General features: G+C 57.4%; 25 protein-coding genes and 2 tRNA genes. 6 read left to right on the forward strand and 21 right to left on the reverse strand.

The annotated features are described in order from the left end of the window. Window position 1: 1 nt before the first annotated feature. The 14 genes from KZO34_RS02255 to aspS all read right to left on the reverse strand — a co-directional run bounded on the left by KZO34_RS02255 (window position 2) and on the right by aspS (window position 10,737). A tRNA-Lys gene (locus tag KZO34_RS02255) sits at window positions 2–77 on the reverse strand. 70 nt (window positions 78–147) lie between these two features. After that, window positions 148–223: transfer RNA gene (locus KZO34_RS02260), tRNA-Lys, on the reverse strand. Between the two features lie 94 nt (window positions 224–317). Next, window positions 318–1,079, reverse strand: coding sequence for a tol-pal system protein YbgF (gene ybgF / locus KZO34_RS02265; protein ID WP_219472975.1), 762 nt, complete (start codon window positions 1,077–1,079; stop codon window positions 318–320). A 24-nt stretch (window positions 1,080–1,103) separates the two neighbouring features. Beyond that, complete coding sequence (gene pal, locus KZO34_RS02270) at window positions 1,104–1,673, reverse strand: peptidoglycan-associated lipoprotein Pal (protein ID WP_219472978.1); 570 nt, start codon at window positions 1,671–1,673, stop codon at window positions 1,104–1,106. 65 nt (window positions 1,674–1,738) lie between these two features. Next, a complete protein-coding gene (tolB, locus tag KZO34_RS02275; protein WP_257900283.1) occupies window positions 1,739–3,031 on the reverse strand; it encodes a Tol-Pal system beta propeller repeat protein TolB in 1,293 nt (430 codons plus the stop codon). A 36-nt stretch (window positions 3,032–3,067) separates the two neighbouring features. Then, on the reverse strand, window positions 3,068–4,093 hold the full coding sequence (gene tolA / locus KZO34_RS02280; RefSeq protein ID WP_308318756.1) for a cell envelope integrity protein TolA: 1,026 nt from the start codon (window positions 4,091–4,093) through the stop codon (window positions 3,068–3,070). A 22-nt stretch (window positions 4,094–4,115) separates the two neighbouring features. Continuing rightward, window positions 4,116–4,562 (reverse strand): protein TolR, encoded by a 447-nt coding sequence (gene tolR / locus KZO34_RS02285; RefSeq protein ID WP_219472981.1) that lies wholly within the window; start codon window positions 4,560–4,562, stop codon window positions 4,116–4,118. Window positions 4,563–4,597: 35 nt separating this feature from the next. Then, window positions 4,598–5,287 (reverse strand): protein TolQ, encoded by a 690-nt coding sequence (gene tolQ, locus KZO34_RS02290; protein ID WP_219472983.1) that lies wholly within the window; start codon window positions 5,285–5,287, stop codon window positions 4,598–4,600. A 14-nt stretch (window positions 5,288–5,301) separates the two neighbouring features. After that, window positions 5,302–5,739 (reverse strand): tol-pal system-associated acyl-CoA thioesterase, encoded by a 438-nt coding sequence (ybgC, locus tag KZO34_RS02295; protein WP_257900184.1) that lies wholly within the window; start codon window positions 5,737–5,739, stop codon window positions 5,302–5,304. Beyond that, window positions 5,732–6,763 (reverse strand): Holliday junction branch migration DNA helicase RuvB, encoded by a 1,032-nt coding sequence (ruvB, locus tag KZO34_RS02300; protein ID WP_219472987.1) that lies wholly within the window; start codon window positions 6,761–6,763, stop codon window positions 5,732–5,734. The genes ybgC and ruvB overlap by 8 nt, the downstream gene beginning before the upstream one ends. 151 nt (window positions 6,764–6,914) lie before the next feature. Further along, window positions 6,915–7,544, reverse strand: a complete 630-nt coding sequence (ruvA, locus tag KZO34_RS02305; RefSeq protein ID WP_219472989.1) for a Holliday junction branch migration protein RuvA — start codon at window positions 7,542–7,544, stop codon at window positions 6,915–6,917. Between the two features lie 30 nt (window positions 7,545–7,574). Further along, window positions 7,575–8,102, reverse strand: coding sequence for a crossover junction endodeoxyribonuclease RuvC (ruvC, locus tag KZO34_RS02310; protein ID WP_219472991.1), 528 nt, complete (start codon window positions 8,100–8,102; stop codon window positions 7,575–7,577). 18 nt (window positions 8,103–8,120) lie between these two features. After that, window positions 8,121–8,864 (reverse strand): YebC/PmpR family DNA-binding transcriptional regulator, encoded by a 744-nt coding sequence (locus KZO34_RS02315; RefSeq protein ID WP_219472993.1) that lies wholly within the window; start codon window positions 8,862–8,864, stop codon window positions 8,121–8,123. Between the two features lie 61 nt (window positions 8,865–8,925). Then, window positions 8,926–10,737, reverse strand: a complete 1,812-nt coding sequence (gene aspS / locus KZO34_RS02320) for an aspartate--tRNA ligase (protein WP_219472995.1) — start codon at window positions 10,735–10,737, stop codon at window positions 8,926–8,928. A 236-nt stretch (window positions 10,738–10,973) separates the two neighbouring features. Here aspS and fabR point away from each other — a divergent pair, with 236 nt between their 5' ends. Continuing rightward, entirely contained in the window at window positions 10,974–11,603 is a 630-nt protein-coding gene (fabR, locus tag KZO34_RS02325; protein WP_219472997.1) for an HTH-type transcriptional repressor FabR, read from the forward strand. Window positions 11,604–11,640: 37 nt separating this feature from the next. Here the strand turns inward: fabR and KZO34_RS02330 are convergent, their stop codons facing one another. The 6 genes from KZO34_RS02330 to guaB form a co-directional block, all read right to left on the reverse strand. Beyond that, on the reverse strand, window positions 11,641–12,066 hold the full coding sequence (locus tag KZO34_RS02330) for an HIT domain-containing protein (RefSeq protein WP_219472999.1): 426 nt from the start codon (window positions 12,064–12,066) through the stop codon (window positions 11,641–11,643). Between the two features lie 2 nt (window positions 12,067–12,068). Beyond that, on the reverse strand, window positions 12,069–13,412 hold the full coding sequence (locus KZO34_RS02335) for a UDP-glucose dehydrogenase family protein (protein ID WP_219473001.1): 1,344 nt from the start codon (window positions 13,410–13,412) through the stop codon (window positions 12,069–12,071). 40 nt (window positions 13,413–13,452) lie between these two features. After that, window positions 13,453–14,445 (reverse strand): UDP-glucose 4-epimerase GalE, encoded by a 993-nt coding sequence (gene galE, locus KZO34_RS02340; RefSeq protein WP_219473003.1) that lies wholly within the window; start codon window positions 14,443–14,445, stop codon window positions 13,453–13,455. Between the two features lie 8 nt (window positions 14,446–14,453). After that, the gene (gene tadA, locus KZO34_RS02345) at window positions 14,454–14,966 is read right to left on the reverse strand and encodes a tRNA adenosine(34) deaminase TadA (protein WP_219473005.1); all 513 of its coding nucleotides are present in this window, start codon (window positions 14,964–14,966) and stop codon (window positions 14,454–14,456) included. Between the two features lie 10 nt (window positions 14,967–14,976). Next, window positions 14,977–16,554, reverse strand: coding sequence for a glutamine-hydrolyzing GMP synthase (gene guaA / locus KZO34_RS02350; RefSeq protein WP_219473007.1), 1,578 nt, complete (start codon window positions 16,552–16,554; stop codon window positions 14,977–14,979). A 63-nt stretch (window positions 16,555–16,617) separates the two neighbouring features. Beyond that, window positions 16,618–18,081, reverse strand: coding sequence for an IMP dehydrogenase (gene guaB, locus KZO34_RS02355; RefSeq protein WP_219473009.1), 1,464 nt, complete (start codon window positions 18,079–18,081; stop codon window positions 16,618–16,620). A 191-nt stretch (window positions 18,082–18,272) separates the two neighbouring features. On the opposite strand from guaB, the gene xseA reads away from it, so the two are divergent. The 3 genes from xseA to KZO34_RS02370 all read left to right on the forward strand — a co-directional run bounded on the left by xseA (window position 18,273) and on the right by KZO34_RS02370 (window position 22,163). Further along, window positions 18,273–19,652 (forward strand): exodeoxyribonuclease VII large subunit, encoded by a 1,380-nt coding sequence (xseA, locus tag KZO34_RS02360; protein WP_219473011.1) that lies wholly within the window; start codon window positions 18,273–18,275, stop codon window positions 19,650–19,652. Window positions 19,653–19,754: 102 nt separating this feature from the next. After that, window positions 19,755–21,638 carry a propionyl-CoA synthetase gene (locus KZO34_RS02365; RefSeq protein ID WP_308318757.1) on the forward strand — a complete coding sequence of 628 codons (1,884 nt, stop codon included), beginning with the start codon at window positions 19,755–19,757 and terminating at the stop codon, window positions 21,636–21,638. A 315-nt stretch (window positions 21,639–21,953) separates the two neighbouring features. After that, on the forward strand, window positions 21,954–22,163 hold the full coding sequence (locus KZO34_RS02370; protein WP_008169155.1) for a cold-shock protein: 210 nt from the start codon (window positions 21,954–21,956) through the stop codon (window positions 22,161–22,163). 93 nt (window positions 22,164–22,256) lie between these two features. Here the strand turns inward: KZO34_RS02370 and leuA are convergent, their stop codons facing one another. Next, entirely contained in the window at window positions 22,257–23,951 is a 1,695-nt protein-coding gene (leuA, locus tag KZO34_RS02375) for a 2-isopropylmalate synthase (protein WP_219473015.1), read from the reverse strand. A gap of 148 nt (window positions 23,952–24,099) precedes the next feature. Here leuA and KZO34_RS02380 point away from each other — a divergent pair, with 148 nt between their 5' ends. Continuing rightward, window positions 24,100–24,597 carry an Lrp/AsnC family transcriptional regulator gene (locus KZO34_RS02380; protein WP_219473017.1) on the forward strand — a complete coding sequence of 166 codons (498 nt, stop codon included), beginning with the start codon at window positions 24,100–24,102 and terminating at the stop codon, window positions 24,595–24,597. A 204-nt stretch (window positions 24,598–24,801) separates the two neighbouring features. Further along, window positions 24,802–26,535, forward strand: a complete 1,734-nt coding sequence (locus tag KZO34_RS02385) for a proline--tRNA ligase (protein WP_219473019.1) — start codon at window positions 24,802–24,804, stop codon at window positions 26,533–26,535. Window positions 26,536–26,538: the final 3 nt, after the last annotated feature.

Here is a 26,538-nt window from a genome sequence, read left to right on the forward strand (position 1 = left end):
TTGGTGGGTCGTGAAGGATTCGAACCTTCGACCAATTGGTTAAAAGCCAACTGCTCTACCAACTGAGCTAACGACCCGTAACTGCTGATCAGCGCCTTGACCCTGACCAATTCCGGAATGACTCAGCACACTCCGGAACTTCTAATTTGGTGGGTCGTGAAGGATTCGAACCTTCGACCAATTGGTTAAAAGCCAACTGCTCTACCAACTGAGCTAACGACCCAAACGAGGCGCATATAGTAATGATTTTTTGGCGTTGATCAACCCTTTTTTCTCAGGTTTCTCAACATTTTTCCCATGACGGCCTGATAGTGGTTTCAGGACTCCAGAAACTTCTGCGCCAATTTGGCGGCACTGCTCTGCGGGTAGTCCCTGACCACACTTTCCATTCGACGCTTGGCTTCCTGCTTCTCGCCTAGCCGGTCCAGAGTGACACCCAACTTGTAGACCGCATCCGGGGCCTTGCGATGATCAGGATAGCGCGTTGCAACAATGGTGAAGGCCTGTTTGGCCTGCTCCAACTGGGGTTTAACCAGGTATACCTCACCCAACCAGTAATAGGCATTAACAGTCAGATCCCCTTCCGGATATTGATCGATAAACTCGTACAGGCGGCTGATCGCCTCATCGTAGTTTTTCTGATTCCGAATCAGATCCTGAATGGCCTCGTACGCCTTACGCTCCTCGGCATCAGGCTGACGATACTCCCTGGTCGGTGTACCGGTATTCCCGGCGCTGCTGGCTGCCCCCTCACTGGTCGGAGCTGCAGGTGGTTCAGCGACTTTCTCCGACAGCTCAAGGATGCGCTGGTCAAGATCAATATAACGATCTCGCCCCTGCTCTTTCAGCCGATCAATTTGATATTTCTGCTCTTCCACCTGTCCCTGGAGGCGCCGGATTTCACCCTGGAGCTGCTGGATCATGTAGAACAGCTCGGCGGTGGCCTGACTGCTATTCGCCTTGCGCTGGGCTTCCGAACTGCTGTTCTGGAAAGCCTGCGTGGATGATTGCGCCAGCGCCCCCCCCGTTTGCCCAAGGGCAAACGGGAGGATCACTGCCGCCATGAGTCTTTTTCTCATGGGCATTCCTGACATCTGATGCGTTTACTCGAACACGAGCTCCACACGACGGTTTTGAGCCCAGGCACTTTCAGTCGAACCCATGACCGCCGGCTTTTCTTCACCGTAGCTTACGGTTTCCATCTGGCCACGTGAAGCGCCGTTGACAACCAGGAAGCGCTGAACGGCGTTGGCACGACGCTCACCCAGGGCCAGGTTGTATTCCTTGGTTCCACGCTCGTCAGCGTGGCCTTCGAGACGCACCTGCTGACCGGGGTTGTTGGCCAGGAACTGGGCATGGGCAACCAGAACGTCACGAGCTTCAGCTTTGATCTCGGCAGTGTCGAAATCGAAGTAGAACGTCGTGATATCGCGCAGAGCTTCCTGTTCCGCCTGCTGCTGAGCAGCCATACGCTCTTCTTCTGTCATCGCAGAAGAGGATACGCCATCCTGATCGCCGCCGCCGTATACAGTGGAGCCACCTTCCTGATCAATCGCGTCCACATCAGAACCGTACGCACCCTCGCCTACGGTTTCACCGGTAGAGCTACAGCCAGCGAAAAGGCCAGCAGACAGCAGAACGGCAAAAAACTTGGATTGAGCTGACAACTTCATAAAACGTTCCTTTCAGTTGATTGACTAGTTTACTGAATCATTTGACGGGCAGCAGAAGGCTCCCGTTACCGCACCAGCGGGCCCCAGGCCGGTTCACGCACGTCGCCTTCCGAGGCGGGCAGACTGTAAGCCGCACCACCATCGACGGAAATAACCGTGAGCACGCTGTCTGAACCCTGCTTGGTTGCATAGATCAGCATTCGACCGTTTGGAGACACACTTGGGGATTCATCGGATTCTGTACGGGTGAGAACTGTTTCCTCACCGCTTTCAAGATTCGTTCGGGCAATGTGAAATGCGCTGTTCCGCTGATGCACGTAATAGACAAAGTCGCCGGTATTATCAGGCCGGGGGCGTGCGTTATAGCGGCTGCCAAAGGTAATACGCCGGGGCGCAGCACTCTCGCTTTTCTTGTAATAGATCTGGGGCCCACCGGACCGGTCGGACGTGAAGAAAAGGCCGTCACCGGAATGATCCCAGCTCGCCTCGGTATCAATGGCCCAGTGATTGGTTACCTTGGTCAACTGACGGCTTGCCAGATTCATCCGGTAGATTTCCGCATTCCCGTCTTTGGACAGGGTCATAAGCAATGATCTGCCGTCATTGGACCAGGCTGGCGCCGAATTCAGCCCGGGGAAATCCGCCACTTTGGTCCGGTTCCCGGTTGCCAACTCGTGGACGAAGATGACCGGTTTTCCGGTTTCAAAGGAAACGTACGCAAGCTTCTTGCCGTCGGGCGACCATGCTGGCGACAGAATTGGCTCCTGGCTTTCCAGCCGGATTCTGGCACGCTTGCCATCCACGTCGCTTACCTGCAACCGGTAGCGGGGCTTGCCATTGAACCTGTCCAGCGTTATGTATGCCAGCTTTGTGGAAAAAGCTCCGGGTACTCCGGTGATGGCTTCGTACACCTTGTCGCTTACGTGGTGAGCCAGAGACCTTATATTCGAGACCGGCGCGGCGGCCGTTTCACCCAGCAGACGCTCTTCCGTATTGACATCAAACAGTTCGTACCGAGCAGAGACCCGGTCACCCGTTCGGGTAAGGCCACCAACCAGGACGTAACGTTGGCCAAGCAGACGCCAATCCCGGAAAAAGACCTCTTCACGCCTGGACGGAAGACTCAGCATTTTTTCAGCCGGCAATGGGCTAAACTCACCGCTCATGGCCAGATCACTGTGGACAATGTCCCCGACTTTATCGCCCGGAGGCACAGCACCGCTCTCTGAAAACGGCACGACGGCAATCGGAATGGCAGCGTCCGCGCCTTCGGTGATGCGGATCAGCAGTTCCGCGTGTGCAGAGTTCGCCACCAGAACGGCCAGAGTGATCACTGCAAAGAGTTTTCGTAACGGCATAGTCCAAACCCGCTGTGTCATTGTGTCATCCCTTCCTTATCTCAACCGGCGAGGGTTGAACTCAATGGTAAACTGACGGAAATACCGCTCGAAAGTGTCTCGCTCATCCGGAATTGGATAACGGTTCAGCGAGCGAACTGCGCTGAGCGCCGAGTTGTCGAACGCGGTATTGCCACTGCTACCTACCAGTTTAACGCCCGCCAACTCGCCGGTTGGCAGCAAGGTAATCTGAAGGCGCGCCGTCATCTCTTCGGTCGCCGAGGAAGGCGGATACCAGGCCTGACTGAGACGCTCCCGGATCAGCGCCTGATACTTTTCGCTCTCTGTCAGCATCTGCGCTTCGCGTGCTCTGGCTGCAGCCGCCTGTGCCTGCCTGCGTGCCTCCGCTTCCTGCGCCTGTTTTGCCTCCTGGGCCAGCGCTTCCAACTGCTGCTCTTTCAATCGGCGTTCGGCCTCGAGCCGCTTTCGCTCAGCCTCCTTCCGCGCCTCTTCCTCGCGCTTCTTGCGCTCGGCTTCTTCGCGCTTTCGCTGCTCTTCCTGGCGCTGCTTCTCTTCTTCCGCCTTGCGCCGAGCCTCTTCCTGTTTACGCTGCTCTTCCTCCGCCTTCCTGCGCTCCCGCTCCTTGGCTTCTGCCTCGGCCTTCTGGCGGGCGGCCTCTTTTTCCCGGGCGGCCTCTTCCTTCTTACGCTGTTCGGCGATTTGGCGTTTGCGCTCTTCCTCTCTGGCCTGGCGCTCGGCTTTTTCGCGGGCCTTCTGTTCGGCTTCCCGGCGAGCCTCTTCCTGACGCTTCTGCTCTGCCTTGCGTTTCTGCTCCTCCTGACGCCTCTCTTCCTCACGATCAGGCTGGTCAACCGGTTCCACAATTGGACTGGGCTCCGGTTGCTGCTGAGTGATCAACCGGGCTGAAATACTCCGGGGTGGCGGCTCGTGATCCGGACTGCTCCAGGTCCAACCCGCCAACGCAACGCCAATAATCACCAGATGCAGGGTTACCGACAATGCAACCGGGGATTTCCAGGGCGGAACGCCAGTGCTGGTAACTTCACGCTCGTGACCTATCACAACAAACCTGCCCGCACTGATGTCACTTGTCGTCCAGAGGCGCTTCGGTAATCAAGCCGATACTGCTTGCCCCCGCACCCTGCAATTCCGCCATGAGGCGGACCACCGTTCCATATTCCACGTGCTCATCACCACGCACCAGAATCTCGCCGTTGGCACGCTGGGAAAGAATTTTCCCGACCTGCTCGCGAACCTCACCCAGGGACATCGGGTCACTGCCCTTATCCCCCACTTCGACGTAATAGGCGCCATTGGTGTCTATAGACACCACAATCGACTCGACGTTCTTATCGGCTTGAATTGGGTCTGAGGTTGTTTCCGGCAGATCCACCTTTACACCCTGAGTCAGCATCGGGGCGGTGACCATGAATATCACGAGCAGCACCAGCATGACGTCAATGTACGGTACGACGTTAATCTCTGACATCGGCTTTCGCCGATGCTGTGGCATCATCCCCATGCCCTTCATCGCGCTACCCTCCGACCTTTACCAGAAACAATCATTTACGCCGCACTCTTTTCGCTGTTATGAACGCGACGATGCAAGATGCTGGAGAATTCCTCGGCAAAGGTTTCGTAGTTTTTGAGGAGCGCATCGGACATGGCCGAGAAACGGTTGTAGGCGATGACCGCGGGAATGGCCGCAAAAAGCCCCATCGCCGTCGCAATGAGCGCTTCCGAGATACCCGGCGCCACGGTTGCCAAGGTAGCCTGCTGCACCTGGGCCAGACCACGGAACGAATTCATGATGCCCCAGACGGTACCGAACAGCCCCACGTAAGGACTGGTCGAGCCGACCGTTGCCAGAAACGGCAGATGGGTTTCCAGGCGCTCCTGCTCCCTTGAGAAAGCAACCCGCATGGCCCGCTGCGTACCCTCCATAACAGCATCCGCATCACGGCTCTGCTGGCGCAGACGGGAGAATTCCTTAAAACCGGCCCTGAACACGGATTCCATGCCGGAGAACGGGGTCGGTTCGGCGTTGACTTCGCGATAGAGTTGGCCCAGATCCATACCCGACCAGAACCGCTCCTCGAAGGCCAACTGGGATTGCCTGGCTTTGCGGAAGACCTGGAGACGCTGGAAAATCAGCGCCCAGGAAACGACGGATGCCAGGGCAAGAAGCAACATAACGAGTTGCACCAGCACACCGGCATTGGACACGAGATACCAGACTGAAACTTCTGATTCCACCTTTTGCTCCTGGCTTATTCTGTTGTCTGAACGTTGTTGACTAACAACGCCTGCATGTTCTCGGGTAACCGGCGTGGACGGCCGCTATCCAGCGCCACACACGCCACGCGCACATCCGCCTCACACAGCAGTGCTCGGTCGTCCGCCCTGAGGACCCTTTGTTTAAAGTCCATCCATACCCTGCCAAAGGCTACAGGCTCAGCGGTGACCAGCAATTGATCATCCAGACGAGCCGGCACCGAGTAATGAATATTCATACGCTGTACAACATAGCTGATGTTGTCAGCGAGACCGGCTCGCAGCCCCACCCCGCAGCTACGCACCCACTCGGTACGTGCTCGCTCCATGTAATGAAGGTATTTGGCATGGAAGACGATACCACCGGCGTCCGTGTCTTCAATATAGACACGTATTGGCAACTCAAAAGCACCATTCGATTGCCGCTCAGCCAAAAAGATCGTCCTCCCGACCGGATTTTGGCGGCACCACACCGAAATGCTGGTAAGCATTAGAGGTAACCATGCGCCCCCGAGGCGTTCGAACCATGTACCCCTGTTGGATCAGGAAGGGCTCCAGCACATCCTCAATGGTGCCTCGTTCTTCACTGATTGCGGCGGCGAGGCTCTCGACCCCAACCGGGCCACCGTCAAACTTCTCGATCATGGCAAGCAGCAGGCGACGATCCATGTGATCAAACCCCTGACTGTCTACCTTGAGCATGTTCAGCGCCTGATCTGCAATATCCGAACTGATGTGCCCGTCGGAACGGACCTCAGCGAAATCGCGCACGCGACGCAGCAGGCGGTTCGCGATACGGGGCGTCCCCCTGGACCGCCTTGCAATTTCAAAAGCACCCGCTTCATCGATATCGACGGTCGACAAACGGGCGGACCGCAAGATGATGTGGGTAAGATCTTCGGTATTGTAGAACTCAAGACGCTGGACAATGCCAAATCGGTCCCGCAATGGAGACGTCAGCAACCCCGCACGGGTCGTGGCACCCACCAGCGTGAACGCCGGCAGGTCCAGCTTGATAGAGCGCGCTGCCGGTCCCTCACCGATCATGATATCCAGCTGATAATCTTCCATCGCTGGATACAGGACTTCTTCGACCGCCGCACTCAGGCGATGAATTTCGTCGATGAAGAGAACATCGCCCTCTTCCAGGTTGGTGAGCATGGCGGCGAGATCGCCCGCCTTTTCCAGTACCGGCCCGGACGTCGTTTTAATGGATACGCCCATCTCATTGGCAATAATGTTGGCCAGCGTCGTCTTACCGAGACCGGGCGGGCCGAAAATCAGCACATGATCAAGCGCTTCCTGACGACCACGAGCTGCAGAGATAAAAATATCCATCTGCTCACGCACCGAGGGCTGGCCGACGTACTCGGACAGTAAGGTAGGACGAATCGCCCGATCCTGCACCTCTTCGTATTCACCGGCCCGGGCTGAAATCAGTCGGTCGGATTCGATCATGGCATCATCCATTTGTGAGGAATCAACATCGTGCCTTAGCGCTTGCGTCGGAGTTAAATCGTTGCCCCAATTGTACAAACAGTCCAATGGGTGTCACGTTACGCTCTCTACAGGTTTGACACCATATTGGCGGCATATTAACCAGTTATGGTCAAGCTGGAATCATATTACGCAAGGCGAGCCTGATCAGCGCTTCACTCGTCATACCTTCCTCGGCGACCTTGCTGATCACCTTGGCAGCTTCCTGGGGCTTATACCCGAGGGCAATGAGAGCCGCTTCAGCCTCATCTCTAGGATCCTGGCCTCTCACCGGCAGCTCCTGCCCGGTTACGCCCGCTCCTGTCGCCTCTGGCGACGCGGGCACAAACTGACCTTCAAGTTGCCCTATCCGATCGGTCATTTCAATAAGCAGGCGCTCGGCGGTTTTCTTGCCAACGCCCGGCAGCTTGACCAGGGCATTGGCATCACGTGCTTCAACACAGCGAATGAATTGCTGGGCATCCAGTCCCGAGAGGATACCGACGGCCAACTTGGGACCGACGCCATTTACCTTGATCAAAAGCCGGAAAAGGTCCCGATCCAGGCGCGATGCGAAACCGTAGAGGTGCTGAGCATCTTCCCGGACAGCGAAATGGGTATGAAGGGTCACTTCCTGACCGTTTTCAGGGAGGTGGAAGAAGGTGGTGTACGGGATATCGATTTCGTAACCCAGTCCGGCACACTCCACCAATACCTGACCAGGCGCTTTCTCAATCAGTAATCCTCGGATACGACCTAGCAAAGGGAATCTCCTGTCGCTCCTGAGAGCGGGTTATTGTTCTCGTACGCGCCCGCTGCGGACCTTGCCTCCTACGCCGGCGACCCTCAATACGCTCTGGCTCATGTGCGCATGGCAGAGGGCAATGGCAAGCGCATCGGCGGCATCAGCCTGGGGTTTACGGGAAAGGGCCAGCAGGGCCTGAACCATATGTTGTACCTGGGACTTGTCCGCCCCACCCTTGCCGACTACGGCCTGCTTGACCTGGCGGGCGGAGTACTCATGAACGGCCAGGCCGCTGTTGGCTGCACTGACGATAGCGGCACCACGCGCCTGGCCCAACTTCAACGCAGAATCAGGATTACGCGCCATGAAAACCTGTTCGATCGCGAATTCTTCAGGCCGGTACTCACCGATGAGCGTGCCAAGACTGTGGAAAATCGTCTGCAGACGTTCCGCCATCGGCTTTTCGCCGACCCGAATACAGCCGCTATCAATATACTCAATACTGCGGCCTTCGGCGCGAATAATTCCAAAGCCGGTGATCCTCGATCCGGGGTCTACACCCAGAATGATCGCCAAATCGATACCCCTGTCGCCTCAGAGCGAGTCCATGATGTCGCCGGCAATATCGGCGTTGTAATACACGTTCTGGACGTCATCCAGATCTTCCAGCGTATCGATCAGCTTGAGAATAGTTTCCGCACCATCCCGATCCAGCTCAACCCGGGTGGCCGGCACCATGGTCACCTCCGCATTGTCTGGCTTGAGTCCGGAAGTCACCAGCGATTCCTTAACATCCAGAAACTGCTCGGGCGTAGTCACAATCTCGAAGGAACCGTCCTCCTGTTCCGCGAGATCCTCAGCCCCGGCAGTCAGCGCGGCTTCCATCAGCTTTTCCTCAGACACGTCAGGACCGTAGCTGATGATACCCTGCTTACTGAAAAGATAGGCCACCGAACCGTCGGTACCGAGATTGCCTCCCATCTTGTTGAAGGCATGTCGGATTTCCGCCACCGTGCGGTTCTTGTTGTCGGTCATTGCTTCCACGAAGACGGCAACACCGCCTGGACCGTAGCCCTCGTAGGTAAGTTCTTCGTAGTTGCTGTCATCACCACCGCCAGCGCCCCGCTCTACGGCACGCTCAATGGTGTCTTTCTTCATATTGGCTGTGAGCGCCTTGTCGATTACCGCACGCAGACGCGGATTATCTTCAGGATTACCGCCGCCCTGGCGGGCGGCGACGGTCAGCTCACGGATAATCTTGGTGAAGATTTTACCCCGCTTGGCATCCTGCGCTGCCTTGCGGTGTTTGATGTTGGCCCATTTACTGTGACCAGCCATAAAACAACTCCCACCAGCACCGGGGCGCGCTAAACCAGCCGCACACCCGGCTCTCAAGAATTTACTCGCCTGCCGCGCTCTCGCCTTCTGCCTTGTTGCCTTCCACGGCCTTGGCGGATTTTCTCCGGCGAATGTGCAGCTCGCGCAGTTGCTGATCATCCACTTCGCCCGGCGCTTGGGTCATCAGACAGGTGGCGCTCTGGGTTTTCGGGAAGGCAATGACGTCACGAATGGACGACGCGCCGGTCATCAACATGACCAGACGATCCAGACCAAAGGCCAAGCCGCCGTGTGGCGGGCAACCGAACTTAAGCGCATCCAGAAGGAACCCGAACTTGGCGCGAGCCTCTTCCTCTTCAATACCCAGGATGCGGAAAACCGCCTCCTGCATTTTTTCGTCGTGGATACGGATAGAACCGCCACCCAGCTCGGTACCGTTCAGCACCATGTCATAAGCGCGTGATAGCGCTGTTGCCGGATTGGCTGCCAGCTCCTCTGCGCTGCAGGACGGCGCCGTGAAGGGATGGTGAATCGCGGTCAGGCCGCCGTCCGGAGTTTCCTCAAACATCGGAAAGTCGACAACCCACAGCGGCGCCCACTCGCTGGTTAGCATATCCAGGTCATGGCCGACCTTGATCCGCAGCGCACCCAGCGCTTCGTTAACCACCGTTGTCTTGTCGGCGCCAAAGAACACAATATCGCCGTCCTCGGCACCCACACGCTCCATAATGGCCTGAGCGACGTCGTCGCCGAGGAACTTGATGATCGGCGACTGAAGACCTTCGACACCCTTGGACAGATCATTGACCTTGATGTAGGCCAGCCCCTTGGCTCCGTAGATCCCGACAAACTTCGTGTAGTCATCGATCTGTTTACGGGTCAGTTCGCCGCCTTTCGGCACTCGAAGCGCAGCAACACGGCCTTTCGGGTCCTTGGCCGGACCGGCAAAGACCTTGAAGTCAACACTCTCGACCAGATCCGCAACATCAATCAGCTCCAACGGGATACGGAGATCCGGCTTGTCGCTACCATACCGTTGCATAGCCTCGGAATGAGGCATGCGAGGGAAGCTTGGCAGCTCAACGTCGAGCACATCCTTGAACAGGGAGCGGATCATGTCCTCATTCAGGCCCATCAAGGTTTCTTCATCGATGAACGAAGCCTCGATATCCACCTGAGTGAATTCCGGCTGGCGATCGGCACGGAGATCCTCATCACGGAAGCACTTGGCGATCTGGTAATACCGGTCAACGCCCGACACCATCAGCAACTGTTTGAACAGCTGGGGCGACTGGGGCAACGCAAAGAAGGAACCCTCGTGAGTGCGGCTGGGAACCAGGTAGTCTCTGGCGCCTTCGGGCGTGGCACGGGTCAGGATCGGAGTTTCCACGTCCATGAATCCATTGCCATCCAGGTAGTTCCGGATATAACTGGTCACACGCGAACGGAACCGCAAACGATTGATCATTTCCGGACGTCGCAGGTCCACGAACCGGTAACGCAGGCGCACGTCCTCGCCCACATCCACATGCTCGTCCAGGGGAAACGGCGGCGTGGCCGCCGCGTTCAGGATATTCAGTTCCTTACCCAACAACTCAACCTGACCTGTCGGCATGTTGCTATTCTCGGTGCCCGCAGGACGACGACGAACCCGGCCAGTGACCCGGATGACAAACTCACTGCGAACTTTTTCCGCCAGGGCAAAGCTTTCGGGGGTGTCTGGATCAACAACCACCTGGGAGATGCCATCCCGATCCCGCAGATCAAGGAAAATGACACCACCATGGTCACGGCGGCGATGTACCCATCCGCAGAGAGTGACTTCCTGATCGATGTGGGATTCGTTGATCCCACCGCAATAATGACTGCGCATACCGGTTCCCGTTGTATCTGATGTGTGCTTAATGTCTGCCAAGCAAGCGGGCATGGCTTACTGTGCTTCAAAATTGGGCCGCAAAAAAGACGTGGCGACCATACTGGAAAAGCCGCCCATTATAAACACAATGGCGCTGAAAATCAGGCGTCAATCTCGGCGCTCCGCGCAGCCGGATGACTCACCGACAACAGCCCGCTAGAATGCCCCGTTCACGCAGTTGATGGAGCCCTACCTTGTCGTCCAGAGCCGAGCAAAAACTTCGTACCCGTCGCGCCCTGATGGATGCTGCCCTGGCACAGCTGAGCGCCGACCGGGGCTTTGGCAGCCTGAGCCTGCGGGAAGTTGCCCGGGAGGCCGGAATCGCCCCGACTTCGTTCTACCGCCACTTCTCGGAACTGGACGAACTGGGCCTTGCCCTGGTCGACGAGGGCGGCGTGGCTCTACGCCAGCTGATGCGCCAGGCTCGAAAGCGAATTGCCCGGGACGGAAGCGCCATTTCCACGTCCGTGGAAACCTTTATGGAATACCTTGGCAATAACGCCAACCTCTTCCGGCTGATGCTCCGGGAGCGTACCGGCGTCTCCAAGCCCTTCCGAACCGCGATCAAGGCGGAGATTGACCACTTCGTAACGGAGCTTGCGGACGACCTTCACCGCGTTGCCGAGGAACAGGGCAAGCCACTGTCGGATTCGCGACTGGCAGCTGAAGCCATGGTTACCCTGGTATTCAATCAGGGCGCAGAAGCACTGGACGCGACCCACAAGGAACGGGACGAGTTAAAGGTGAAGCTTAAAACGGAGCTGAGGATGATTCTGGTTGGATCGCAGACGCTGGCCCGCAGAAAGGCACCACAAAAAAGCTAGGAGGTTCAGAGTCTTCTTGAGAGGCTTTTTTCATTGGCTACGCCAACGACGCCAGAACCGGAGCCAGCCGCTCCCTGGCCACCTCAAGCTCGTCTTCGCTGTAGGGCACCGGAGGCTGCACGCCCCAGACCGGCCCCGGCCAAGCCGGATCGCCTTCAAAGCGGACAATGTGGTGCAGGTGAAGCTGGGGAACCATGTTGCCAAGTGCGGCCACGTTCATCTTGTCGCCCGAGAACAATTCCATCATGCCGCGACTCAGGACTGACGACTCGTATATCAGCCGCTGCTGCTGCTCATCACTTAACTCAAAAATTTCCCGGATACCACCCACAGCCGGCACCAGAAGCAACCAGGGCCAGGTGCGATCGTTCATCAGGCGAATGTCACATAGTTGGCTACGGCTCAGATCAATGGTATCCGCCGCCAACCGTTCGTGAAGCTGGAACTCCGCCACCTGGCTCATAATCACACCGTATGAAACTGATTTCTGCCCCGCCCTATGGCGTAGTAAATCAGGCCATAGCGCTCAAGCATTTCGGGTTCGTACAAGTTCCGGCCATCGAATACGACAGGCTCTCGCAGTGCTGCAACAACCCCATCAAAGTCCGGGGAGCGGAACTCCTTCCACTCCGTGCAGATCGCAAGAACATCTGCGCCTTTCAGGGCCTGCTCTTTAGTTCCGCAAAGCGTCAGTCCGTCGCGATCACCATAAATGCGCTGAGTTTCCTCCATTGCCTCGGGATCGAAAGCCTGGACTGTGGCGCCGGCTTTCCACAGATCTTCCATCAGCGTACGCGACGAGGCTTCCCTCATGTCATCGGTGTTGGGCTTGAAAGCCAGCCCCCACAACCCAACGACCTTCCCGTTAAGGTTACCCCGAAAGTAATGGGAGATCTTGTCGAACAGAACATGCTTCTGCGCGTAATTTACCGACTCCACCGCGTTTAGCAGCCGGGCGTCGTAATCGCAGTCGCGGGCGGTGCGGGCGAGCGCCTGAACGTCTTTGGGAAAACAGGAGCCACCGTAGCCGCAACCCGGGTAAATAAAGTGGTAGCCAATGCGAGGATCAGAGCCAATCCCCTGACGAACCGCTTCGATGTCGGCGCCCAGGCGCTCGGCGAGATTGGAGATCTCGTTCATAAAGCTGATCTTGGTCGCAAGCATGGCGTTGGCCGCGTACTTGGTTAGCTCCGCCGACCGAACATCCATGAAAATCATCCGGTCCCGAGACCGGTTGAAGGGGTAATAGACCTCGCGCAACAGGTCCGCCGCCCTGTCGCTGTCGGTGCCGACCACAATCCGGTCGGGCTTCATGAAGTCATTAATTGCCGCCCCTTCCTTGAGAAATTCAGGATTCGACACCACGTCAAACTCAAGCTCCAGGCCCCGACTGTCCAGCTCCGCACGCAAAGCCGCCCGGACTTTGTCGGCGGTGCCCACCGGCACGGTGGACTTGTCCACCACCACCTTGTGGTCATCCATGTACTGACCGATGGCCCGGGCAACCGCGGTGACATACTGCAGGTCTGCAGACCCGTCCTCATCGGGGGGCGTACCTACCGCTATGAACTGGAGGGTGCCGTGCCTGACCGCCTTTTCGGTGTCCGTTGTAAAGGCCAGCCGCCCTGCCTCCACGGTGTGATTAACGATCGCTTCGAGGCCGGGCTCATAGATGGGAATCTGACCATTCTCAAGTTTGTCGATCTTGGCCTTGTCGACATCCATGCACAGCACATGATGCCCTACATCAGCGAGACACGCGCCTGTCACCAAACCAACGTACCCGGTCCCAAAAATCGTAATGTTCATCCAATCAATCCTGATACTGTTAAGGGGCGAATGTCAGATCTCAGCTCGGGAGATCTTTTCTTTTCTGCCAGATGGCTTCCCAGGCCAGCGCGGTCCCGACGATGGTGTCGAGATTGTCGTAATCCGGCGTCCAGCCTAGGGTCTCTTTAATCCGCTTGTTATCAGCCATCAGGGCCTCAGGGTCCCCGGCACGACGCCCGGTCTCGGTGACCGTAAAATCGACGCCAGACTGCTTCTTGACCACATCAATCACCTCATTGACCGTGAATCCTCGACCATAACCGCAGTTCAGCACCTTCGAATCTCCGCCCCGAGCCATATAGTCGAGCGCCATCACATGGGCCTTGGCAAGGTCTTCCACGTGAATGTAATCGCGAACGCAGGTACCGTCACGGGTGTCGTAATCCGTGCCAAACACACTCATTCCCTCTCTCTGGCCGGTCACGCATTCACAGGCAACCTTGATCAGGTGAGTTGCCTCCGGCGTTGCCTGGCCCAGCAAGCCGTCGGGGTTTGCACCCGCCACATTGAAGTAACGAAGGATTACGTAATTCAGGTCAGAAGCAGCGGCCAGATCCATGATCATCCGCTCGCTCATCATCTTGGAGGCGCCGTAGGGGTTGATCGGCGCCAGCGGCATATCTTCCGTCAGCACGCTTTCATCCGGCATGCCATAAACCGCCGCTGTTGAGGAAAACACCATGTACGGAACCTGGTGTCGTTCCACCGCTTTGAGGAGATTCAGCGTATTACGGGTGTTATTGCTGTAGTACTTGAGAGGATTGGCTACGGACTCGGGCACCACGATATTGGCAGCGAAGTGCAATACCGCATCAAATCGATGGCTGGCAAAGACTTCCTCGATGGCTGCCTCATCGGCCAGATCACCAACAATGAGCTCCCCGGCTGTGACCGCCCAGCGATAGCCGGTCGAAAGATTATCAAAGACAATGATGTCATGCCCTGCCTGACCCAGCTGGCGCACAACATGGCTACCTATATATCCGGCTCCGCCGGTGACTAGAACTTTCATGGGTAATGTTACTCCTTCCCTGAAGACTGATTACGCTTTTCCCGGATCTCTTTCCGTCGTGCGCTGAAGAAGCCGCTGATCATCTCACTGGAACGCCGGCCAAGCACCCCGGAAACCACCGCCACGTCCCAGTTGAGATGGGGCTCTTCCAGCGTCCGCCGCGCCGACTCCACGGCACCGGCCTTGGGTTCCGGAGCACCATACACGAGGCGACTGATGCGACTATGAACGATGGCGCCAACGCACATGGTACAAGGCTCAAGCGTTACATAAAGCGTAGCACCGGACAAACGATAATTGCCGACCCGGGCAGCGGCATCCCGAAGGGCCCGGATTTCAGCATGGGCAGTGGGATCACACCCTGAAATAGGGGCGTTGAAACCCGCCCCTATTTCCCGTCCGTCTAGCACTACGACAGCCCCAACCGGAACCTCGCCAAGACTCGCTGCCTGTGCCGCTAATTCCAGCGCACGCCCCATCCAGCGCTCGTCAGCCGCAACTGGCTCGGACAGTGGATCCATGCGCGCCGGTTTACTCCCACTCAATGGTTGCCGGTGGCTTTGACGAGACGTCGTACGTCACCCGGGAAACCCCGGTTATCTCATTGATAATCCGATTGGAGACGGTTTCCAGCAAGTCGTACGGCAGGTGAGCCCAGCGCGCAGTCATGAAGTCGATCGTCTCGACGGCACGCAAGGCAACGACATACTCGTACCGTCGGGCGTCGCCCACCACACCTACGGACTTCACTGGCAGAAACACGGCAAATGCCTGACTGGTCTTGTGGTAAAGGTCAGCCCGATGCAGCTCTTCCAGGAAGATCGCGTCGGCACGGCGCAGGATATCCGCGTACTCTTTTTTGACCTCACCCAGAATACGCACACCCAAACCCGGCCCCGGGAATGGATGGCGGTAAACCATGTCGTAAGGCAGACCCAGCTCAAGACCGATCCGGCGAACTTCGTCCTTGAACAGCTCCCGCAGAGGCTCCACGAGCTTCAACTTCATGGTTTCCGGCAGGCCACCGACGTTATGGTGGGACTTGATGACATGTGCCTTACCGGTTTTGGAGGCGGCTGACTCGATGACGTCGGGGTAGATGGTCCCCTGCGCCAGCCAGTTCACATCCTTGATGGTCGTCGCTTCTTCGTCGAACACGTCGATGAAGGTGTTGCCGATGATCTTGCGCTTTTGCTCCGGATCATCCACGCCCTTCAGCTTGGACAGGAACAGATCCTCGGCGTCCACCCGAATGACTTTGACGCCCATGTTACTGGCGAACATATCCATGACCTGATCGCCCTCGTGCAGCCGCAACAGACCATTGTCCACGAACACGCAGGTCAACTGCTCGCCAATCGCCTTATGCAGGAGCGCCGCAGTTACCGAAGAGTCAACACCGCCTGACAGGCCCAGGAGGACCTTGTCGTTGCCAACCTGTTCGCGGATCTGACGCACGGCATCATCGACGATTTTCGCCGGCGTCCAGAGCGCCTCACACTGACAGATATTGAGGATAAAGTGCTCAAGGATGCGTTTGCCCTGAAGGGTGTGGGTCACTTCCGGGTGGAATTGAACGCCATAAAGGTTGCGGCTCAGATCCTGCATCGCCGCAATCGGTGCACTTTCGGTCGAGGCCAGGAGCTCAAAGCCCTCGGGCATGACCACCACCTTGTCTCCGTGGCTCATCCAGACATCCAGGAGAGAATCGCCAGTGCCCGTCAGGTGGTCGGTAATGTCCTGGAGCAACGGCCCTTCTGCGCGGACCTTCACCTGGGCATAGCCGAACTCACGCTTTTCAGAGCTGGCCACCCGACCACCGAGCTGCTCCGCCATGGTCTGCATGCCGTAACAGATGCCGAGTACGGGAATGCCTCGTTCAAAAAGGCCTTCCGGAGCACGCGGGCCACCCAGCTGGGTCACTGATTCGGGACCGCCAGCGAGGATGATGCCCTTGGGGTTGAAATCATCAAGCTCTTCGTCAGTGATATCGAACGCCTTGATTTCACAGTAGACGCCGATCTCGCGAACCCGTCGCGCAATCAGTTGGGTGTACTGGGAACCGAAATCGAGAATCAGGATGCGGTGGTCGTGGATATTCTGGGCCATGGAGTCCTCGGGGCAGAAACAAACAACGCGGCTCAGGGGAGCCGCGTTCAGATAAGGCAGTGATTAACCGATACGGTAGTTCGGCGCTTCCTTGGTGATCGTCACATCGTGGACATGACTCTCACGCATACCAGCGTTGGTGATGCGCACAAACTCAGGCTTGGTGCGCATCTCTTCCATGGTGGCGCTGCCGGTGTAGCCCATGGAAGCGCGCAAACCACCGATGAGCTGGTGAACGATGTTCCTCATGGGCCCTTTGCAGGCAACGCGCCCTTCAATACCCTCTGGGACCAGCTTCTCGATACCCTTGCTGGCATCCTGGAAATAGCGGTCGCTGGAGCCCTGCCCCATCGCGCCAATGGAGCCCATGCCGCGGTACGCCTTATAGCTCCGCCCCTGGAACAGCTCAACCTCACCCGGCGCTTCGTCGGTGCCGGCAAGCAGGCTGCCGATCATAACGCTGTGGGCACCAGCGGCGATGGCTTTGGCAATATCACCGGAGAATCGGATACCACCGTCGGCAATCAGCGGTACACCCCGGTCTTTCAGTGCCGCGGCCACGTTGGAAACGGCCGAAATTTGCGGGACACCGATACCGGCGACGATACGGGTAGTACAGATGGATCCCGGACCAATACCGACCTTGACCGCGTCCGCACCGGCATCTGCCAGCGCAATCGCGGCGTCGGAAGTGGCAATGTTACCGCCAATCACCTGAACTTCCGGGAAATTCTGCTTCGCCCAGCGAACACGTTCGATGACACCCCGGGAATGGCCATGGGCGGTATCGATCACGATGACATCCACGCCGGCTTCAGCCAGTGCCGAGATACGCGCCTCAGTGTCGCCGCCAGTACTCACCGCAGCCCCGACACGCAGCCGACCCTGGTCATCTTTGCAGGCCAGCGGATAGTCCTTGGCCTTCTGGATATCCTTGACGGTAATCAGACCGCGCAACTGGAAATTGTCGTTGACCACCAGCACCTTCTCGATGCGGTGACGGTGCAGCAGCTCCTTCACATCATCAAGGCTGGCACCCTCTTGCACGGTTACCAGCTTGTCTTTCGGCGTCATGATATCCCGGACCGGCGTTTCCATGCGGCTCTCGAACCGAATGTCGCGACCGGTAACAATACCGACCAGGTCGTTGCCGTCAACAACCGGCAAACCGGAAATGCTGTTCGCCATGGTGATGTCCACCAGCTCACGGACAGTGGTATCCGGGGCGACCGTGATGGGGTCCTTGACCACCCCGCTCTCGAATTTCTTGACCTTGCGAACGGCTGCTGCCTGTTGTTCAACCGTCATGTTCTTGTGCATGATACCGATGCCGCCTTCCTGAGCCATGGCAATGGCCAGCTCGGCGTCAGTAACCGTGTCCATTGCTGACGACAGCAAAGGGATATTGAGGGTAATTCCCCGGGTCAGCTGAGTCTGCAGACTGACCTCGTGAGGGAGAACTTCGGAATATCCGGGTACCAGCAGAACATCATCAAACGTGAGGGCTTCTTCGGCAATTCGCAGCATTGGGATCCGCCTTTTGAACGTGCTAAGTTGGGAGTTTCCCTGCTGCACCCGCGGCGGCACAGCAAAGCAAAATCCTTAATCGATCTATTATAAAGGGGCGCTGGAAGACAGTAAACCGCGCCTTTTTGAAGGTTTGATTGCATCCTTTTGAAATCCGGCAACTTTTACTCTTCCACTTTCGGCTATTGCGTATGGATGACTACGGCACACCCCGGGAAACCCCCCTGCTTCAAGACACCAGGCCAAGAGCCCTGAGCGTCAGTGAACTCAATCACCAGGCCCGACACCTGCTGGAATCCAGTTTCATGCAAGTCTGGGTGGAGGGCGAACTGTCGGGCTTTTCCCGGCCGTCCTCTGGTCATTGGTACTTCTCACTGAAAGACCGGAAATGCCAGGTCCGCTGCGCCATGTTCCGGGGCTTCAACCAGCGCATTCGGAGTCTTCCCAAGGAAGGCGACCAGGTCCGGATTCGCGGCAAAGTGACACTCTACGAGAATCGCGGCGATTTCCAGATCATAGTCGAGCACATTGAGCCGGCCGGCCTGGGGGAACTCCAGCAAGCCTTTGAGGAACTCAAGCGCAAGCTGCAGATCGAGGGCCTGTTCGATACCGCAAGAAAAAAACCGCTGCCAAAAACACCCGGGCACATTGGCGTAATCACCTCGCCGACCGGCGCTGCCATTCATGACATCCTGACCGTCCTTGCTCGCCGATGCCCTGCCATCCCCGTCACCCTCTACCCGACGGCAGTACAGGGCAAAGCAGCCACAAAGGATATCGTTAAGTCTATCGAACAGGCACAGGTCCACGGGGTGGCGGATGTCCTTATTATCGGTCGTGGCGGCGGTTCGCTCGAGGATCTCTGGTGCTTCAACGAAGAAGCCGTCGCCCGCGCTATCGCCAATTGCGGAATACCCACCGTGAGCGCGGTCGGACACGAAGTGGACGTCACCATCGCCGATTTTGTGGCCGATCTTCGCGCACCAACGCCCTCGGCGGCTGCCGAGAAGATCTCGCCCGACCAACAGGACTGGCTGAGACAGATCCGGGAACGGGAGCACCGGCTCGCGAATGCTGCACGACGCACCATCAAACGATTTGCAACCCAGCTCGAACACCTCGGCGCTCGCCTGCGGGATCCGCGCAGGGAGTTATTAGAGAAGGCACAGAGGATGGATGATTTGGAACTTCGCCTTCGCAAGGCCATGATCCAGCGCACGGAACGCCTCAGGGTGAAGAGCGAGCATCTCGGCCAACGCCTTGCCCTGCAGTCTCCACGCCGTCAACTGATCGACAGTCGGGAGTCGCTCACCCGCAGCAGTGACCGCCTGGACTCGGCCATCCGCCTGCAGCTTAAGCAGCGTCGGGAACGGCTGGAACACGTCGCACAGACCCTCAACGTCGTCAGTCCGCTGGCGACTCTCGGCCGGGGCTACGCCATTGTGCGGGACGACCAGAGCAACATTATCCGCGAGGCTACCGATCTCACGCCCGGCGACGGAATCACAGTCCGCATCGCCCGGGGAGAAATAACCGCCAGAGTGACCTCCGTCAATTCACCAGAGAATTAGCGCACAAAAATGGCGCAACTAAGCCAATGGTCTACTAGTCCATGATTTCAAACGGCCTAGAGTTGTTCAGAAAGACAATAAAACAACAATAGGCAGAATGAGGTGGAATGTATGGACTACCACTCCGAGTTTCGGCGGTCGATTGACCAATCGACCGACTTCTGGCGTGAACAGGCAGAGCAAATCGAATGGATCGAGCCGCCTAAAACCATCTGGACACCGACAGAAAACGGTCACGGACGATGGTTCCCCGACGGCGTTCTGAACAGCTCCTACGTTGCCCTGGATGCCAATATCCGTGCCGGACGCGGCGACCAGACCGCATTGATCTACGACTCTCCCGTGACAAACACCAAACGCTCCTACACCTATCAGGAACTGACCGACGCTGTCGCCCTGTTCGCCGGTGCACTGAGCGAGCGTGGAATCTCCAAGGGCGACCGGGTGATTATCTACATGCCGATGATCCCCGAAGCCGCCATCGCGATGCTCGGCTGTGCCCGCATTGGCGCTATTCATTCGGTCGTTTTTGGCGGCTTCGCCTCTCACGAACTAGCGGTCCGGATCGATGACGCCAAACCCAAAGCCGTGGTCACTGCGTCCTGCGGCATCGAGATAAATCGGGTGATCGAATACAAACCGCTGGTAGACAGGGCGATTGAGCAGGCAACTCATAAGCCGGATAGCTGCATCGTTTACCAGCGCCCTCAATCCAAAGCCGAACTGCAACCCGGCCGGGATTTTGACTGGAACGATTCCGTGGCCTCGGCCACGCCGGCAGAGCCCGTTCCGGTCAAATCAACAGACCCGCTGTACATCCTGTATACCTCCGGTACGACCGGAAAACCCAAGGGCGTCGTTCGGGATAACGGCGGGCATGCGGTTGCGCTGAACTACAGCATGAAGCTGGTCTACGACGCCAACCCCGGAGATGTGTATTGGGCGGCCTCTGACGTCGGCTGGGTGGTTGGCCACAGCTACATTGTCTACGGGCCATTGTTCGCCGGCTGTACAACCATTCTCTACGAAGGCAAGCCGGTGAAAACCCCTGACGCCGGCGCGTTCTGGCGTGTGGTTCAGGATCACGGCGTGAATCTTCTGTTCACCGCTCCTACCGCTTTCCGGGCCATCCGCAAGGAAGACCCGGAGGCCGACCACCTGTCCCGGTACGACGTCAGCTCGTTGAAGCGGATTTTCCTGGCGGGCGAGCGCCTTGATCCGCCGACCTATGACTGGCTGAAGGAGCATACCAATCTGCCTATTCTCGACCACTGGTGGCAGACCGAAACCGGCTGGGCAATCTGCTGCAACCCTGCTGGCATTGAAATGATGAAGACCAAGCCCGGTTCGGCGACCGTGCCCTCGCCTGGCTTCAACGTGCAAGTCGTCGACATGAATGGGCGCCAGATGCCGGCGGGCGAACAGGGACAGATCGCGGTCAGACTGCCACTCCCTCCCGGGTGCCTGCTGACGGTATGGGGTGACGATGCCCGTTTCCGCAAAAGCTACCTCGAACCCATTCCCGGATTTTACAGTTCCGGCGACGGGGGCTTCATCGATGACGATGGCTATGTCTTCATCATGGGGCGCACTGATGATGTCATTAACGTGGCCGGACACCGACTGTCCACCGGCGAAATGGAGGAAGTGGTTGCCTCCCACCCGGCCATCGCCGAGTGTTGCGTGGTTGGCGCCCATGACGATCTGAAAGGCCAGGTACCGATAGGCCTGGTGCTGATCAAGGATGGCGCAACCATCGACCACGATGAACTCGAGGATGAACTGGTCGAAATGGTTCGGGAAAAAATTGGTGCCATCGCCTGTTTTCGCAGGGCCATAGTCGTTGATCGTTTACCGAAAACCCGGTCCGGCAAGATACTGCGGCGAGTCATTCGCCAGATTGCCGACGGCGAGGAGTATACGGTTCCGAGCACCATTGACGATCCCGCCATTCTGGAAGAGATCAGCGAACACTTCAGAGGCTGACTCGTCTGCCCGGGAAAACCTCCCGACCTCCAATCGGAGGCTCGGGAGTCTTTGCCTGCCCGCCTGGTCAAATGCTTGTTTTTAAAACACTAAAAACACGCAGGAAACCACCAAAAAAAGCGTTGACGACCCCCAAAGTCGGTCTATACTGAAATTGCTGTGAAAATACAGCGGTATTTGGTGAATGCGCTATAACGTCCTGCCGCAGTGCTCTTCGTTGCTCCTTCCTCAGTACTCTCTGGATTTCTCAGCATGGATTCCATAAGGAATATGAAGGTCCCGTGAGGGCAAATTTCAGAAAGACAGGAAAGATCAATGTCCGATACAAAAACCGGCCACGTAAAGTGGTTTAATGAGTCCAAAGGCTTTGGCTTCATCGCTCAGGACGGTGGCAGTGACGTGTTTGTTCACTACAGCGCAATCAACGCAAGCGGTTTCCGTACCCTGACCGAAGGTCAGCAGGTACAGTTTACCGTAACGCAGGGACCGAAAGGCCCTCAGGCGGAAAACGTAACCCCGGTCTGAGGTTACCACTTCCGTCCTCTGCCCCTCACGGGCATGGGAAAATCAATAAGCCGGCACTCGTGCCGGCTTATTACGTTTGACTCCTACACTCTCTCAGGCATCGACAGCTTCCGGGCTCCTCCGCGGAGTCGGCATCTCGGTACCTACTACTTGGGCCACCGCTGAGAACAGTGCCTGCAAGGTCGCAGACGTGGTGTCTTCAGCCAGGGCCGCTGCGCTGCAGTGCTGCCCGCCCGCCATCAGGCGAATGCAGGCCAGGGCATTTGCGTTCGTGCCCTCACCCAATGCGAACTCATCGTAGGCCTCAACGGCAATCGATATTCCGAATCGGCGCTCCAGTGCATCGGACACCGCTTCAACGGCTCCCAGTCCACGCCCTTCCAACGACACCGGCGCGCCCTCCGACCCCACGGTTACGTCGGCTTGCACACCGTCAGCATCGCGATGCAGGTCATAGGCATGCAGTGCCCAGTCATCGTGGATTTTCAGGTAGCGATCCTCGAACAACCGATGGATAGTAAGGGAGTCGATTTCCCCGCCATTGGTTTCTGCCTCCCTTTGCACCATCTTGCTGAACTCGATCTGCAACCAGCGTGGCAGGCTGATGTTGTAATCCCGCTCCAGCACATAGGCAACACCACCCTTTCCGGACTGACTGTTGATGCGCACAACTTCTTCGTAGCGGCGCCCAACATCGAACGGGTCAATCGGGAGATAGGCAACATTCCAGGCCTCACCCTGCTCACGCCGCGCGAGGCACTTACGAATGGCGTCCTGATGACTGCCAGAGAATGCCGTAAAGACGAGTTCTCCCGCGTAGGGATGCCGGGGATGTGTCGAAATCTCGGTACAGGCCTCTACCACTTCGGTGATCTCGGCCATTCCGGAAAGATCCAGTGTCGGATCAACCCCCTGGGAATAGAGGTTCATGGCCATGGTGACCAGATCCATGTTACCGGTACGCTCACCGTTGCCCATCAGCGTGCCCTCAACACGGTCAGCACCTGCCATAACGGCCAGCTCAGCGGCTGCCACCGCGCATCCACGATCATTATGGGTGTGCACACTGATGCTCAGGTGTTCTCGACGCTGGATGTTGTCGCAAATCCATTCAATCTGGTCGGCGAACACGTTTGGCGTTGCCATTTCCACCGTTGCAGGCAGGTTGATAATGACCGGCTGTCCCTGGTCCGGGCGCCAGACGTCAGTCACCGCGTCTACTACCTCGGCCGCAAAGTCCAGTTCGGTGCCTGTAAAACTCTCTGGCGAATACTGGAACGTCCACTCGGTCTCCGGGTGTCGAGCGGCAATATCCCGCACCAGCTTGGCGCCGTTTACCGCAATGTCCCGGATACCTGCCCGATCAAGCCCGAACACCTGCTCCCGCTGAACCGTGGAGGTCGAGTTGTAGACGTGGACGATTGCCCGCTTGGCGCCTTTCAGTGCTTCGTAGGTGCGCTCAATCAACTCCGGCCGGGCCTGGGTCAGAACCTGAATTTTCACATCCTCGGGGATGCGGTTCTCCTCAATCAATTTGCGACAGAAATCGAAGTCAGGCTGACTGGCAGCCGGAAATCCAATCTCGATTTCCTTGAAACCGAGCTTCACCAGCAAGTCAAACAGCCGCTGTTTCTGGGCTACCGTCATCGGCTTGACCAGTGCCTGATTACCATCCCGAAGGTCCACCGCGCACCAGGTCGGCGCCGCTTCGATGACCTTGTCGGGCCAGCGACGATCGGTTTTGCCTACAGGCTTGAAAGCAACGTATTTACGGTAATCAAAAGCCATTTGAGTCAGTCCTTGCGGTTACCAATAGGAAGTCTTGCAACAGTTTTAATAGGTTAACGTTAAAATTCGAGCATATGATTGCTATTTCAGCCTTTCAACACTATTTTTAGCTACATTATGCTTATTATTTTATTTTTTGTGGAACTTTATGGCTATCAAACCCGAAAGTCTTATCAAAATAGACAAAACCGATCGTCGAATTCTCGAGCAGGTGCAACAGTATGGCTCTCTGACCAACCAGGAACTGGCTGACAAGGTCGGACTTTCGCCGTCACCTTGCCTGCGCCGTGTCAGGGCTCTGGAGGAGGCGGGTATCATCGTCCGGACGGTCACCATTCTGGATCACAAGAAGCTCGGCCTGTCCTTGACGGCCATCATCCTGATCGGCATGGATCGGCATACTCCTGAGCGGTTCTCGGCGTTCGAGGAGCAGGTCGCCCAGTACCCGGAAGTGCAGGAGTGTTACCTCATCACCGGCCAGGACGCCGATTACATGCTGAAGGTCGTGGTTCCGGACATGGATCATTACCACCATTTCCTGCTGAACCGGATAACCCGGATTCAGGGCGTAAGTGGCGTGCATTCAAGTTTCGTTCTGAGAAGGGTCATCGACAGCACCTCGCTCCCGCTGGGTTACCTGTCCTGACAGGTCGACTGGCTTAATCCGGCCAGCGGCAGGACTTCAAACCAACATCACCGTTTAAGTCGATCGCCGTCTGTACCTTGCGAAGCAGGCTCCGTACAATAACGGCCACTTTATGAAACAGTGAGCCTAAACAGGCTTCGGCGGCCCCGTTACTGCCTGCCTGATAGGCTGACACCCCCTGATTCGAACCAAACGGAAGACACGATGCGAGCAAGCCGCTATCTGATTGCGACCCAGAAAGAGACACCGGCAGACGCCGAGATTATCAGCCACCAGCTCATGCTGCGTGCCGGCATGATCCGCAAGCTTGCGGCCGGACTCTACACCTGGCTGCCAATGGGTTTGCGAACCCTGCGCAAGGTTGAACGAATTGTTCGGGAAGAGATGGACAAGAGCGGTGGCCAGGAAGTCCTGATGCCGGCGGTTCAGCCAGCGGAATTGTGGGAAGAATCCGGGCGCTGGACCCAGTACGGTGGCGAGTTGTTGCGTATGCACGACCGTCATGGCCGGGATTTCTGTTTCGGCCCTACCCACGAAGAAGTCATTACCGACCTGATCCGCAACGAGCTGAACAGTTACAAGGAACTGCCGTCCAATTTCTATCAGATCCAGACCAAGTTCCGGGATGAGCGCAGGCCCCGTTTTGGTGTCATGAGAGCACGCGAATTCGTCATGAAAGACGCCTATTCGTTTCACCTCAATGGCGAGTCGCTGAACGAGACCTATCAGGTCATGCACCGCACCTACTGCGCCATCTTTGACCGGCTGGGACTGGATTATAGACCGGTACAGGCTGACTCCGGAGCGATTGGCGGCAGTGCGTCCCACGAATTCCACGTGCTGGCTTCCTCTGGCGAGGACGACATTGTGTTCAGCACGGAAAGCAGCTATGCCGCCAACATCGAGAAAGCCGAGGCGGTAGCACCGGCCGGCGAACGTGCAGCCCCCGGCGAAGAGCTCAAGGAAGTCTCCACTCCGGGTCAGCGCACGATTGACGCGATCTCCGAATTTCTCGGCGTCGATGCTACGCGCACCGTTAAAACGCTGCTGGTCAAAGCCGAGGCGGACGAAGATGAAGAAGCGGGCCTTGTCGCCCTGATCTTGCGGGGTGATCACAGCCTCAATGAGATCAAGGCTGAAAACCTCGCCGGTGTCGCATCACCCCTGACCATGGCCACCGATGAGGAAATTGAAAAAGCCGTGGGCTGCAAAGCCGGCTCAATTGGCCCGGTGAACCTGAATGTGCCGATCGTGATAGATCGCAGCGCCGCTCACCTTGCGGATTTCGTCTGCGGTGCCAACAAGGACGATTTCCACCTGACCGGGGTGAACTGGGATCGTGACGTCCCGCTTTCCAGGGTCGAGGACATCCGTAATGTCGTGGAAGGCGACCCCAGTCCGGACGGCAAAGGTACTCTGGAAATCCGCCGAGGCATTGAGGTCGGCCACATCTTCAAGCTCGGCAACAAGTACAGCAAGGCCATGAACGCGACAGTGCTCGATGAAAATGGCAAAAGCGTCGTTATGGAGATGGGGTGCTATGGCATCGGGGTCTCCCGCATCGTCGCCGCGTCCATCGAACAGAACCACGACGACAAGGGTATTATCTGGCCAGACGCGATCGCCCCGTTCCAGGTTGCCATCGTGACCCTGAACGCCCACAAGTCGGCTACCGTCGCCGAAGCGGGCGAAAAGCTCTACGAACAGCTCCGTCAGGCTGGGTATGATGTTCTGCTGGACGACCGGAATGAACGCCCGGGCGTGAAGTTCGCCGACATGGAGCTGATCGGCATTCCCCACCGGTTTGTGGTTTCCGATCGCGGCCTGGCGGCTGGCACACTTGAATACAAAGGTCGCCGTGACGCCGAGAAACAGGATATTCCGGTTGCCGAAGCCCTGCCCTTCCTGATCAACGCATCGCCACGCAAAGGGCTCTGAATT

Origin of the sequence: Marinobacter sp. F4206, from assembly GCF_019392195.1 — a bacterium.
Classification (GTDB): domain Bacteria; phylum Pseudomonadota; class Gammaproteobacteria; order Pseudomonadales; family Oleiphilaceae; genus Marinobacter.

What these genes read in the sequence shown, in the direction of transcription:
- KZO34_RS02330 (WP_219472999.1), bottom strand. Translation starts at nt 12,066, where the DNA reads ATGAGCCAGGTGGCGGAGTTCCAGCTTCACGAACGGTTGGCGGCGGAT.
- ybgF (WP_219472975.1), bottom strand. Translation starts at nt 1,079, where the DNA reads ATGAGAAAAAGACTCATGGCGGCAGTGATCCTCCCGTTTGCCCTTGGG.
- leuA (WP_219473015.1), bottom strand. Translation starts at nt 23,951, where the DNA reads ATGGCTTTTGATTACCGTAAATACGTTGCTTTCAAGCCTGTAGGCAAA.
- tadA (WP_219473005.1), bottom strand. Translation starts at nt 14,966, where the DNA reads ATGGATCCACTGTCCGAGCCAGTTGCGGCTGACGAGCGCTGGATGGGG.
- KZO34_RS02385 (WP_219473019.1), top strand. Translation starts at nt 24,802, where the DNA reads ATGCGAGCAAGCCGCTATCTGATTGCGACCCAGAAAGAGACACCGGCA.
- KZO34_RS02335 (WP_219473001.1), bottom strand. Translation starts at nt 13,412, where the DNA reads ATGAACATTACGATTTTTGGGACCGGGTACGTTGGTTTGGTGACAGGC.
- xseA (WP_219473011.1), top strand. Translation starts at nt 18,273, where the DNA reads ATGGATGACTACGGCACACCCCGGGAAACCCCCCTGCTTCAAGACACC.
- aspS (WP_219472995.1), bottom strand. Translation starts at nt 10,737, where the DNA reads ATGCGCAGTCATTATTGCGGTGGGATCAACGAATCCCACATCGATCAG.
- tolB (WP_257900283.1), bottom strand. Translation starts at nt 3,031, where the DNA reads ATGCCGTTACGAAAACTCTTTGCAGTGATCACTCTGGCCGTTCTGGTG.
- KZO34_RS02315 (WP_219472993.1), bottom strand. Translation starts at nt 8,864, where the DNA reads ATGGCTGGTCACAGTAAATGGGCCAACATCAAACACCGCAAGGCAGCG.
- tolR (WP_219472981.1), bottom strand. Translation starts at nt 4,562, where the DNA reads ATGAAGGGCATGGGGATGATGCCACAGCATCGGCGAAAGCCGATGTCA.
- guaA (WP_219473007.1), bottom strand. Translation starts at nt 16,554, where the DNA reads ATGGCCCAGAATATCCACGACCACCGCATCCTGATTCTCGATTTCGGT.
- KZO34_RS02380 (WP_219473017.1), top strand. Translation starts at nt 24,100, where the DNA reads ATGGCTATCAAACCCGAAAGTCTTATCAAAATAGACAAAACCGATCGT.
- guaB (WP_219473009.1), bottom strand. Translation starts at nt 18,081, where the DNA reads ATGCTGCGAATTGCCGAAGAAGCCCTCACGTTTGATGATGTTCTGCTG.
- KZO34_RS02370 (WP_008169155.1), top strand. Translation starts at nt 21,954, where the DNA reads ATGTCCGATACAAAAACCGGCCACGTAAAGTGGTTTAATGAGTCCAAA.
- ruvB (WP_219472987.1), bottom strand. Translation starts at nt 6,763, where the DNA reads ATGATCGAATCCGACCGACTGATTTCAGCCCGGGCCGGTGAATACGAA.
- pal (WP_219472978.1), bottom strand. Translation starts at nt 1,673, where the DNA reads ATGAAGTTGTCAGCTCAATCCAAGTTTTTTGCCGTTCTGCTGTCTGCT.
- galE (WP_219473003.1), bottom strand. Translation starts at nt 14,445, where the DNA reads ATGAAAGTTCTAGTCACCGGCGGAGCCGGATATATAGGTAGCCATGTT.